Annotated in this window: 9 protein-coding genes; 4 read left to right on the forward strand and 5 right to left on the reverse strand. The window is 44.1% G+C overall.

Going from position 1 to position 11339, the window contains the following annotated elements; genetic code table 11:
* Positions 1–73: 73 nt before the first annotated feature.
* From ACBR23_RS11745 to ACBR23_RS11765, 5 genes are all read right to left on the reverse strand, one after another.
* Positions 74–1099, reverse strand: coding sequence for a M20/M25/M40 family metallo-hydrolase (locus tag ACBR23_RS11745; protein WP_371119623.1), 1026 nt, complete (start codon positions 1097–1099; stop codon positions 74–76).
* Positions 1100–1333: 234 nt separating this feature from the next.
* Entirely contained in the window at positions 1334–1933 is a 600-nt protein-coding gene (locus ACBR23_RS11750; protein WP_371119622.1) for a rhodanese-like domain-containing protein, read from the reverse strand.
* Positions 1902–2693, reverse strand: coding sequence for a sterol desaturase family protein (locus tag ACBR23_RS11755; RefSeq protein WP_371119621.1), 792 nt, complete (start codon positions 2691–2693; stop codon positions 1902–1904). Before ACBR23_RS11755 ends, ACBR23_RS11750 begins: the two co-directional genes overlap by 32 nt.
* Positions 2694–2716: 23 nt before the next feature.
* Positions 2717–3361, reverse strand: coding sequence for a type IV pilin-like G/H family protein (locus ACBR23_RS11760; RefSeq protein ID WP_371119620.1), 645 nt, complete (start codon positions 3359–3361; stop codon positions 2717–2719).
* 502 nt (positions 3362–3863) lie between these two features.
* Positions 3864–5249 (reverse strand): AAA-like domain-containing protein, encoded by a 1386-nt coding sequence (locus tag ACBR23_RS11765; RefSeq protein WP_371119619.1) that lies wholly within the window; start codon positions 5247–5249, stop codon positions 3864–3866.
* Positions 5250–5422: 173 nt separating this feature from the next.
* On the opposite strand from ACBR23_RS11765, the gene ACBR23_RS11770 reads away from it, so the two are divergent.
* From ACBR23_RS11770 to ACBR23_RS11785, 4 genes are all read left to right on the forward strand, one after another.
* On the forward strand, positions 5423–5965 hold the full coding sequence (locus ACBR23_RS11770; protein WP_371118103.1) for an NfeD family protein: 543 nt from the start codon (positions 5423–5425) through the stop codon (positions 5963–5965).
* A gap of 101 nt (positions 5966–6066) precedes the next feature.
* A complete protein-coding gene (locus ACBR23_RS11775) occupies positions 6067–6627 on the forward strand; it encodes an SPFH domain-containing protein (RefSeq protein WP_371119618.1) in 561 nt (186 codons plus the stop codon).
* 600 nt (positions 6628–7227) lie between these two features.
* Complete coding sequence (locus ACBR23_RS11780; protein WP_371121267.1) at positions 7228–9948, forward strand: AAA-like domain-containing protein; 2721 nt, start codon at positions 7228–7230, stop codon at positions 9946–9948.
* 71 nt (positions 9949–10019) lie between these two features.
* Positions 10020–11084 (forward strand): potassium channel protein, encoded by a 1065-nt coding sequence (locus tag ACBR23_RS11785; RefSeq protein ID WP_341737303.1) that lies wholly within the window; start codon positions 10020–10022, stop codon positions 11082–11084.
* The last annotated feature ends 255 nt before the right edge of the window (positions 11085–11339 follow it).

Genomic DNA, 11339 nt, shown 5'->3' on the forward strand with positions numbered 1-11339 from the left:
CTCATAAAAATCATAACTTTTCTTTTCTTCCTTCGCGCCCTTTGCACCTTCGCGGTTCGTTACCCTAAAATTCCTATAAATGTCGAATAGCCTCAATCAGCCCCCCACAAACACCAGCGAGAAAATCTAAATCCAAAGTTTCAATCCGATCGCTAGCTTGATGATAGTGAGGATTGCGCATATTAGCAGTATCAGTCACCATGATAGCCGGATAACCATTATCCCAAAAAGGAGCATGATCGCTGCGGCGAGTATCCGGCACAATTAAACCTCGATTCGGCACCGGCAACCACTCGCACAACTGACCAGATTTGCGAATTTTGTCACTCAAATTAATCAAATCTGGAACAGTCCGCAGATTACCAATTAAAGCAATAAAATTGCCAGAATTGGGATAAAAATATTTCAATCCACTAGGATACTTTTGGGAGTTGGGATTGTGGTTGCAATAACCCAACATTTCCAAAGAAATCATCAACCGAAGGGACTGTTTTTGTGCTTTTAACTTATCAGCATAATCCTTGCTACCGAAATAGCCGGATTCTTCCATATCGAAGGCGACTAATTTCACTGGATATTTGAGAGGTTGAAGTGCGATCGCCCTTGCGAGTTCCAACAAAACAGCCACCCCAGTAGCATTGTCATCGGCCCCAGGCGTACCGGGTACTGTATCGTAATGGGCACCAATGACGATCGGCAAATTATCTAGCTTCCCCCCCTTGCTAAGGGGTAGCTGTTCTAGCTTCCCCCCCTTGCTAAGGGGTAGCTGTTCTAGCTTCCCCCCCTTGCTAAGGGGTAGCTTTTCTAGCTTCCCCCCCTTGCTAAGGGGTAGCTTTTCTAGCTTCCCCCCCTTGCTAAGGGGTAGCTGTTCTAGCTTCCCCCCCTTGCTAAGGGGGGGACTGAGGGGGGGTAAATCCAAAATCAAATTGTGATGAATCCGGCCGCGCACCGCAAAATCATCTATTTCTACAGTTCCCCACTGTGCGAACTGTTCGCGGATGTATTGCTGGACATAGAAATGTCCACCTGATGCGAGGTATGGGTGGCGATCGCGTACAATTTGAATCAGATGACTGTGCAAGGGTTCCTTGAGATTCATGGAGGCTAGTACACGCTGAGTATAATCAAATTATATTCTGTTAGATCGGGAAGTTTAATTAGTCAACTAATATTGATTTATATTAATTTTTAAGTTTTAATATCAATTCCGGTTGCACTCCTGATTATATACAGCGGTTCCCGCTGTTACGAGGTACAGTAGCAGTAATTAACAAAGGCTACTCTTTCATAGTTCAGTCCGCCGTTGTAGCGCATAAATTATGCTGATTCTTAGCTAATTACTTTTGATAGTTGCTTTCTGTGGTACAGTAATTCTGCCTAAAATCGTGGCATCTTTTTGAGCAGGCACTGCTTGTCGCCACGCTTTGATACCGCCGGAAAGGACAACAAAATTAAAGGGCATATCCTGATTTTGTTGAGTCTTATTTCGCGGAATATCTTGGGAATACTGAGCCATTTTTTCCAATTTGTGGTATGCTTTAATCGATCGCCCTCCTCTAGCACAATACAGTACAACTATTGGCTGAGGTCGATCGGATTTAACTCTAGCTTTGACAATGGCTTGAACCTGTTTAGCCCCGAACCCCATCTCAATATCAGTTAGGGGAACCAGCGGACTGTCACCGATGCGATCTTCGGCGTATTCTTCAGGCGATCGCACATCTATCAAAATCACTGGCTTCAACTTACCTTGCTGCAATTGGGCAACAGTTACTTGTTTGGTATTTAAACTAGCGATAAAAGTGGGAATATCCATGTGATTAAATAGGGCAACTGCACTCAAAGAACCAAGACTAATTAATCCCAAGCCCATAATTACCAGCCACGGGCGAGAATAGCGATTAATACTTTGTTTTAAATTTAGATTTAGCATTTTTCATCATCCTTGAAAATGGATAGAACATTTGTCCGACATATCCAGCAGGTATAGCATCAGAAATGCCATATCGATCGGGCATTTTTTGGACGGGCATATACATAGTACCAAATAGCAAATCTAAAAGTGGCAACTGAACGGCAAAATTCTTGTTGTAAATTTTGGGACTTAGACTGTGATGCCAGTGATGGAATTCCGGGGTGGCGACGAACCACTTGAGCGGGCCAAACTTGATGCTAATGTTAGCATGAATTAAAAATGCGATCGCCGCCGAATAAAGAGCATAAACCGCAAAAGTTTCCTTAGTAAATCCCAACCAGTAAAGAGGCATCATTTTGCAAATCTGAGTAAAGAGTTGCTCGCAGGGATGCACCCGCACTGCTGCTAACCAGTCCATGCGTTCAATGCTGTGATGGACTGCATGAAATTGCCACAGCCAGGGTACTTCATGCAGCAGTCGGTGAGCGATGTAATATGCCATATCTGAAATTACAATTGCTTCTGCCAACTGCAACCAGATAGGTTGAGAGGCTATTTTGGTTTGCAATTCTGGGTTGAATAGATCGGTCATCAGCGACAAGGTTACAGCCACAATAATCGCGCCTGATCGGCCAATAAAGTGGCCTGTAAAAAAATAGGTAGCATCGGTTTTCCAGTCGCGACGAAAGACTTTTTGATTGTGTAAAGCAAAGATTCTTTCTAGGGGAATGAAGATGCAAGCTAAGATGACGAAACCTTTGATAATTTCAGGTGACATGAGATTCTGATTAATGTCGATATTTAATTCGTTAATGGTTGCGTACCAGCAGCGCAAACAGGAGCATCATTCTGAAGGATAGGATTAGCTGGTTGGATATTCCCAGGATAATTTGCTGCACACACAATGAATACAGTAGTCTTTTCATTTTTATCTGCTGGGGAAACAGGTACTAAAAATACAGCCCCGACATAGCTAAGAAGATTATCGCTGCGGGCTACCCCATAACTAAACGCAGCATTTTTGGTAGCTATGGCTGAATAGTTATAGTTGGTGGTCTGAGTTTTAATGCCGAGACCCAAGGGACTAATGGAATTGGAAAATGTATTGTTCTCTGCATAATAAAATTGTTGACCTTTGTTGATTGAGGCAACATATTGCTTAGCTTCTGAATGCTTCGCTTTATTGCCGCCACAATTCGCAACTTCAGGGATGGCGATCGCAGCAACTATCACAGAAAGTATTATACCCAAAGGAAAATACAGAAAAGTTATTTTCAGTAAAGTTACTGCCACAGATTTACGTTTTTTTATTGGCCACAAATCTGGCTGATAATTTTTGGCGACAGATTTAGGTTCTGTGATGGGCCGATCGGGTTGATAAGTTTTTACCAAAGCTTCCGATTTTTGGTTAATTTGGTTTAGTTCAGGCTTTTCTTCGAGTTGCATAGTTGTTCTCCAAATGTTTGACACGAGAAGTTTTTAGACGATGATTTGTCTTAGGAGATGTGCGAGATTCGGCTTTGAGGTAGCGCCTCTTTGACCTTGGACTGAGGATTTGCCAACCTGGTCGATCGCACTTTCTACCATATTTCTATTAAATCACGTCACTATTTGAGAACATGAGTGAGTTCTCATCGACTTCTCATCGACTTTGATCCCCCCTAGCCCCCCTTAAGAAGGGGGGGACTGGAAGCGCTCTCAAAGTCCCCCTTCTTAAGGGGGGGACTGGAAGCGCTCTCAAAGTCCCCCTTCTTAAGGGGGGGACTGGAAGCGCTCTCAAAGTCCCCCTTCTTAAGGGGGGGACTGGAAGCGCTCTCAAAGTCCCTCTTCTTAAGGGGGATTTAGGGGGATCTAGACGATCGGGAAAAACGAGATTTCTCAAGGTTTTTAGTCTTAAGTAAACACCAATTCGATCTTCGCAAGGCCCGTTGCGTAAGTCTTGTAAGAATTATTTGCCATTTAGCCGATCGCGAAAATATTCCTCATACAAGCGACATCTCGGAATACAATGATTTCCATCCAACTTCACCAGCCCCATACTATTTAACTTAAACCCCAATTCTGACCTCAATCGCACTGGCTGGGAAACACTCGTCACCTCTCTCATCCCCTCCATTAATTCCCCATATTTCTCTAAATTCCACAAATGTCTGCGCAAATGATCGCTGTAAATTCCCGCTTCAGTTGCAGATTCTTTCACTAACCGATCTAAACTCACATCTTGACGCGAAATATGATACATTCCCAGCCGCACTAAATAAGGATTTCCACCTACTAAACTCATCAATTCTGCTACTTCAGCAGCACTCCAACTCAATCCGTGCCGTTTTGCCAAATCTTGCACTTGCTGCACATTAAACTCCGGCAATTCTATCGGCAATCCCACATTAAACGGCGATTTATTCACATCCAGCGGGATATATACTTCCGTCGAATGCACCACAATCAAGCGAAATTTTTTCCAAATATCTCGCCGTTTTGCTTCTTCGTGCAAAGCGCGCAACAATCCAAAAAAGTCATCGGCAATTTCCGGCGATTCAAAGAGGCGATCGCTCTCATCCAAACCCAAAGTCAAAGGCGGTGAGGATTCTGACAGCAAATACTGTTCAAAGTAAGCCTTACAGCACTGATTGCTACCAATCAAATCAGCTAATTCCCAGCATTTTGGCAATTGTTCCAACATTCCCAACTCTTGACCGATGCTAGCACAAAACCACTGCAAAAAAGTATCAGAATTAGCGAAAACTCTCCTATTTGCTAGTTGAAAAGTCAGCGCCACCGTGCGAGAACCTTGCTGTGCAGCATGATGCAAAATCCTCGCCATTAAAGAAGTTTTGCCCATCTGTCTGGGAGCTTTAATGCGAATCAGCGCTCCCGGCTGGCTAATGGTTTCATAACAGCGGGATTCGATGGGAGGGCGATCGATATAAAAACTAGAAACTAAATCTACTTGTCCTCCCGGCAATTCTGGCGCTGCGGCGGGCAAGGGTTGAATTATTGACTGTTTTGTGTTAGTGATTGTGCTCAAATTGACAGCTAATTCCTGGTCTGCACTGGATTGGGCGATCGCAATTTTTGCAGATATTGGCAACACCTCATCGGGCGGGGATTCCAGCTCAAAATCGGCTATATCGCGCCATTCCTGACCCAATCCGCGACAAATTTCGATGAAATTGGCATAATCCACAGGTTTGCCATTCAGGAAATGGCTGACAGTAGATTGGGCTATCCCTAAATCCTCAGCCAGGATTTTCTGACTGGGAAAGCCATTTCTCAGGAGAGACGATTTAACTGCGGGAATGTACTGGAGACGCAGCCTAAGCGATCGAGCCATTGCTTATAACGATCGAGACACTAAAACCATCATAAATGCCAAGGGTCCCAAAGTCGATGAAAAGTCGATGAAAAGTCGATGAATTCTCGAATAACTCACTCACCAACTCAAATAGCGGCCTGATTAGATTAGAAATAACCAAGTCGATCGCTGTCACAAGGGGGTGAATAATTATGTACTCTATCCTAATTTGGTCGCTGGCGTTAGCCACTAATCAACCCGGTTTCGCTTTCACACCGCCGATTTTTTGGTTGCTACTAGGTGTTGTACTAAGTGCGATCGATCTATTAATCCAAAAAACTCAGCCCCAAAAATACAGGTTTTACCTGCTGATGATGGGGGCTGCTGCTCTAATTTCATCGTTTATTTTGTGGAGAGGAGCGGTAGCATTTCAGTTTAGTTGGGCGAACGTAATGTATGAAGATTTTGACTGGCAGATATTCTACTGGATGGGGATATCTCTCGCCCTAAGTATCTGGATTCGACCGATTTTCATTGTTCGCAAAAAGTTTGTGATTCCCGAAGCAACCGAAGCGACAACAATCTCCGAAATTTCCCCAGGAGAAACTGGAATGGTGATTTATGAAGGTGCTTCTTGGAAAGCCCGCAATGAAGATTCCCAAGGAATCGCACCCAGACAAAAAGTTTACGTTTTGCGCCGCGAAGGAAATACGTTGATTGTTGTACCTGACAAATTAATTCACATCAACATATGACTCGGCGATTGAAATCGCTTCTACACAAACAAAGTCCGCCTTCGCGGACTAAGAAATCACTATTAACTGTCAATTGTCAACTATTTACCAGGAGATTCACTATGTATCAGTATTTTTTGATGGTGTTGTTTGCAATCACCGGTGTATCCTTAGCCAGCAGTGTTAAAATTGTCCGTCAAGGAGATGAAGCCTTAGTTGAAATTTTCGGAAAGTACGATCGCAAAAAACTCGAACCTGGTTTGACATTTCTGATTCCCTTTGTGGAAACAGTCGCTTATAAACAAACTCTGCGCGAGCAAATGTTAAAACTGCCACCCCAACAATGCGCAACTCGCGATCGCGTTTCTGTCACCCTTGAATTTATTGTGTACTGGCGAGTTATTGACTTAGAAAAAGCTTCTTACAAGGTGCAGAATCTCAAGGAAGCTATGTTCAATATGCTGATTCTTTCAATTCGGACTCAGATTGCTAAATTAACTGTCGAGGAACTTTACACGGCTCGCAATTTACTCAATAATGCTTTAGTGGAGGAGTTGGATACAACCACCGATCCTTGGGGTGTCAAGTTTACGAGGGTGGAATTGCGCGATTTTGCGATCGGCACTAAAGCGATTCAGCCAACATCAATTGACCGTAAAGATATACAACACCTACGAGCTTAGCGATTAGTATTTCCTTGTTTTCCTGGTTTTCAGTATCTGCCCATTCCTGACAATAAACACGCGCTTTCCCAAAGTCCAGCAGGAGTTTAAACCCCTGCCTCAAAGCGAAAGTCCTCTAAAGAGGACTTAAGCTTGCTCTCGTTACCAGGCTCTGCCTGGTAACGCAGATCCAGAGGCTCTGCCTCGCTGAATTTGATTGACATTTTAAGGACTAAAGTTCTGACTACAAACAAAGAAGATAGAAGCTCATGAGTCCACAAAGATTTCAGTTATCTAGCATTTCACTTTATGGTTATAAATGCTTCTTTTTTTTAATGTACCTCTGAGTAATTGGCGTGCTAGATCGCCCCTCATTTATTAATGAGATAATTCTGGAGATACCATCGGAACCAAAACAGAAAAAAGTTATGTCAGCGCTGTCTTTCTAGTTCCTGCTAAACAATTCGATCCAAATGCCGAGATGCAATCACAACACCCATCTTGTGCGAAGCTGATTCTCCCGGTACAATTGAACCAGCAAAACCAATTTATCAAAATGGCAAAGTTATTTGCGGTAAAGGCACAACACAAGTGACACAATAATCAACTAAAGGCAAACTCATGACAGTCGATTACCAATATCAAATCGGCGGCAGTCTCCCGCAAGATGCACCTACTTATGTAGTGCGACAAGCTGACTCAGAACTTTATCAAGCCCTCAAAAATGGTGAATTTTGCTACGTGCTCAATTCCCGACAAATGGGCAAATCTAGTTTGTTGGTGCGCACCGTACAAAAGCTATCGGCTGATGGCATTGCTTGTGCTACGATCGACCTTTCGGACATTGGCAACCAGCAAGTCTCTCTCGATAAGTGGTACGGCGGCGTCGCTTACAAACTTTTGTGCAATTTTAACCTGTTTAACGCAGTCGAGTTTATGACTTGGTGGCGGGAGAGAGAATTGATGTCGCCAGTCCAACGTTTAGGAGAGTTAATTGAAGAATTATTGCTGGTCAAAATTTCTCAAAATATTGTTATTTTTATTGATGAAATTGATAGCGTTCTCAGTTTCAAAGAATCGCTAGATGACTTTTTTGCCTTGATTAGATCTTGCTATAATAAACGCGCTCACAAATCAGAATATCAGCGGTTGACATTTGTTTTGCTGGGAGTAGCTACGCCATCGGATTTAATTAGTGATGCAACTCGGACGCCGTTTAATATTGGTCGAGCTATTGAACTTCAGGGTTTTAAGTTACACGAATCTTTGCCTTTAGTCAAGGGGTTTGAGGGTAAAGTTGACAATTCTCAAGAAGTTTTACAAGAGATTTTGGAGTGGACTGGTGGTCAACCCTTTCTGACTCAAAAGTTGTGTAAATTGATAGTTCAAGGCAAGGAAGAAGGAAGAAGCACCCCCCCCAAAAACGGGAAGGAAGAAGCAAGAATAACCCCCCCCTACCCCCCCCAAGGGGGGAACGAAGAAGGAAGAAGCACCCCCCCCAAAAAGGGGAAGGAAGAAGCAAGAAGCACCCCCCCCAAAAAGGGGAAAGAAGAAGCAAGAATAACCCCCCCCTACCCCCCCCAAGGGGGGAACGAAGAAGCAAGAAGGATTGAAGTCCTCACTACGAACCAGTTGTTAATTAGGGAGATTGTGCAATCTCAGATTATTGATAATTGGGAAGCTGCTGATGAGCCAGTGCATTTGAAGACAATTCGCGATCGCCTTTTGAGAAATCAGCACCGCGCTAGTAGGTTATTAGGACTATATCAAAAAATACTAGCACTCTCAGGTCAAGGAGAAATTTGTAGGGGTAGTGCCCCCGTGCCTACCCCTGCCCCCATGCCCCCCCTGGCAGAGGGGATCGACGCCGACGATACTTCCGAACAAACTGAATTGCGACTCAGCGGATTAGTAGTAAAACGTGGCGAAAAATTAACCGTATCTAACCGAATTTACGCAGCAATATTCAACCAAAACTGGGTAGAAAAAGCACTAGGAGACTTGCGCCCTTATGCTGAATCGCTAACAGCATGGATAGTATCAAATTGTCAAGATGAATCTCGATTGTTGCGCGGTCAAGCATTGGAAGATGCGCGAGAATGGGCTGCTGGTAAAAGCTTGAGCACCCAAGATTATCAGTTTTTAGCAGCTAGCCAAGAGGCTGAATTTGCCCAATTGCGCGATCGCGAAGAACAAACTCAAGCAGAAATAGAATTATTGCGTCGGGAAAATCAGTTATTAGAACAACTAACCGCAGAGCAAAAACTGAGAAAAGCTACTCAACTTAAACTCTGGCGTGAAGAACGACTGAAAGTACAAATTTTCACGGTAAGTTCAGCATTACTGATTTCAATCTTACTTGTTGCTTTTTGGATAAAACCATCAATTGAGGAAAGAAACAACAAAATCCTGACTCTCAGTTTGTTTTCCGAAACCCTATTGGCAGCCGACAAAAAACCGGAAGCTTTAATAGAAAGCCTTCGGGCTGTCAAAGAAATGAGGGGTTCGCTCGGAGTGACATCAGATATCCAACTCCGGGTTTTGACTGCACTAGAACAAGTAGTTTACAGTTTTAATCAGCGCATAATTTTTCCCACTTCAACCACTAAGTTAGGTTTGGTTACTTTCAGCCCAGACAGTCAAATGCTGGCAATACCTAGCGACGATAACACGATTAAAATTTGGTATGTCAACGGCAGTTTAAAAGCTATATTAAAAAGCAATAGCGCTAAAATTAGAAGCATAAGTTTTAGCGCCGATAGTCAGAGGCTGATTTCAGTGAGCGATGATAATCTAGTTAAATCTTGGCAAGTTGACGGCAAGTTGATTCAAATTTATCCAGGGCAAAATGACCAATTGACTAAGGTAAATAATCAGAGAATTTTACATACAATTTTGACTTTAGATGGCGCAATGTTTGCCACCGCAAATAACGATAAAACTGCCAGCATTTGGAGCAAAGACGGTAAACTGCTGAGTATTTTTAAACATCCCAGCCAAGTTACAAATATTAGTTTTAGTCCCGATCGCCAAATGCTGGTATCGTCGAGTGCAGACAAAATGGTGAGGCTGTGGAAAATTGATGGTACATTGCTCAAAACTTTAAAGGGACACAAGAGTGCGGTGGGGATTGCGAGTTTTAGTCCCGATGGTCGGGCGATCGCCAGTGCCAGTGCTGATGGTACTGTGATATTGTGGAATTTGAATGGGGATGATTTGCTGGCGCAGGGTTGCAATTTAACTCGCCATTATCTTCAGGTTAAGTCTTTGGTTAATCAAAGCGATCGCCACTTATGCGACGGAATTAGCGATGGAGAAAAAGGGCGATCGCCTGAATATTAATCGATCGCCATAAGTACGCCAAAAATAGTTAAACTTGGTAGCACATAATAGGTAATAGGTCAGCCCCATCGGTGTATTCTATCCTCGAACAAAAATATCAGCGACTGCAAAAAGAGTTAATGGGCGGTGTCGTCGCCCTTGGTGGCATTTTCTGCACTGGTACTCTCTGGTATTGGCTGGTGGAACAATGGTCCTTACTCGATGCGGCTTACATGACCGTATTTACCCTAGCAACAGTGGGCTACGGCGAACTTCATCCCCTCGGTAAACGCGGGCGAATGTTTACCATGTGCCTAATTTTGATGGGTGTTATTGCTATTGGTTTTATTGTTAACCGCTTTACAGAAGCCCTCATTCAAGGATATTTTCAGGAAGGAGCAAGAATTAGGCAACAACGGCGCTTGGTAGATTCTTTGATTGGGCATTACATTCTCTGCGGTTTTGGGCGCACTGGGCGTCAGATTGCTGTGGAATTTCAGGCAGAAAATATCTCTTTTGTGGTGATAGATTCGGCGGTGCAGTCGGTGGAGGCAGCTTTGGCCCTAGGATATACGGCGGTGCAAGGGGATGCCACTCTCGATGAAATTTTGCTGAGTGTGGGAGTCGATCGGGCAATTTGTATCGTAGCAGCTTTGCCTTCGGATGCTGAGAATTTATACACTGTGCTGTCAGCGAAAACCCTGAACCCTAAGATACGGGCGATCGCCCGCGCCACCACAGAAGAAGCAGTACAGAAGTTGCAGCGGGGTGGTGCCGATGCTGTCGTATCCCCCTACATCACTGGGGGAAAGCGGATGGCGGCAGCGGCTTTGCGCCCTCAAGTTATGGATTTTGTAGACGGTGTTTTAACAGGTACTGAGAGTTCTTTTTACATGGAAGAATTTCTGGTAGATCCCAAGAGTTGTGTCTACGTCGGACAAACTTTGAGAGATGCCAAATTGCGATCGCAATCGGGGGCCTTAGTTTTAGCAGTGCGGCGCGCTAGCGGGACTTTGATTGTCGGGCCAACCGGAGAAACCGCGATTTGTGGAGGAGATATGCTGATTTGTTTGGGTACTGCGGAACAATTGCGCGTACTCAATCAAATCCTCAGTCCCTTAAAAGCTCGTCAGACTCGCCCACCAAACCACACGTAAGTCCTAGACAAACCATAGACAAGTCCTAGACAAACCATAGACAAAATAAACGTTCTACAGCTCGTGAATGCTGTATAACCCTTGAAAATAGCTGGTTTTTTGTAAGCCGATGGTGGGATTTGAACCCACGACCGTTCGATTACGAATCAGGGAAGATACCAAACGACTGCCCGCCCCCGCTTGTTGAGGATAAGAAAGGAAGAGGGGCCGCCGTGATCTTGAATCCTTAAATTACCACCGTACAAGCTCGCTGTA

The organism is Microcoleus sp. (assembly GCF_041354475.1).
GTDB lineage: Bacteria > Cyanobacteriota > Cyanobacteriia > Cyanobacteriales > Microcoleaceae > Microcoleus.

Excerpts from the sequence above, each read along its gene's own strand:
- ACBR23_RS11765 (WP_371119619.1), bottom strand. The coding sequence starts at position 5,249 with ATGGCTCGATCGCTTAGGCTGCGTCTCCAGTACATTCCCGCAGTTAAA.
- ACBR23_RS11770 (WP_371118103.1), top strand. The coding sequence starts at position 5,423 with ATGTACTCTATCCTAATTTGGTCGCTGGCGTTAGCCACTAATCAACCC.
- ACBR23_RS11760 (WP_371119620.1), bottom strand. The coding sequence starts at position 3,361 with ATGCAACTCGAAGAAAAGCCTGAACTAAACCAAATTAACCAAAAATCG.
- ACBR23_RS11750 (WP_371119622.1), bottom strand. The coding sequence starts at position 1,933 with ATGCTAAATCTAAATTTAAAACAAAGTATTAATCGCTATTCTCGCCCG.
- ACBR23_RS11745 (WP_371119623.1), bottom strand. The coding sequence starts at position 1,099 with ATGAATCTCAAGGAACCCTTGCACAGTCATCTGATTCAAATTGTACGC.
- ACBR23_RS11775 (WP_371119618.1), top strand. The coding sequence starts at position 6,067 with ATGTATCAGTATTTTTTGATGGTGTTGTTTGCAATCACCGGTGTATCC.
- ACBR23_RS11755 (WP_371119621.1), bottom strand. The coding sequence starts at position 2,693 with ATGTCACCTGAAATTATCAAAGGTTTCGTCATCTTAGCTTGCATCTTC.
- ACBR23_RS11780 (WP_371121267.1), top strand. The coding sequence starts at position 7,228 with ATGACAGTCGATTACCAATATCAAATCGGCGGCAGTCTCCCGCAAGAT.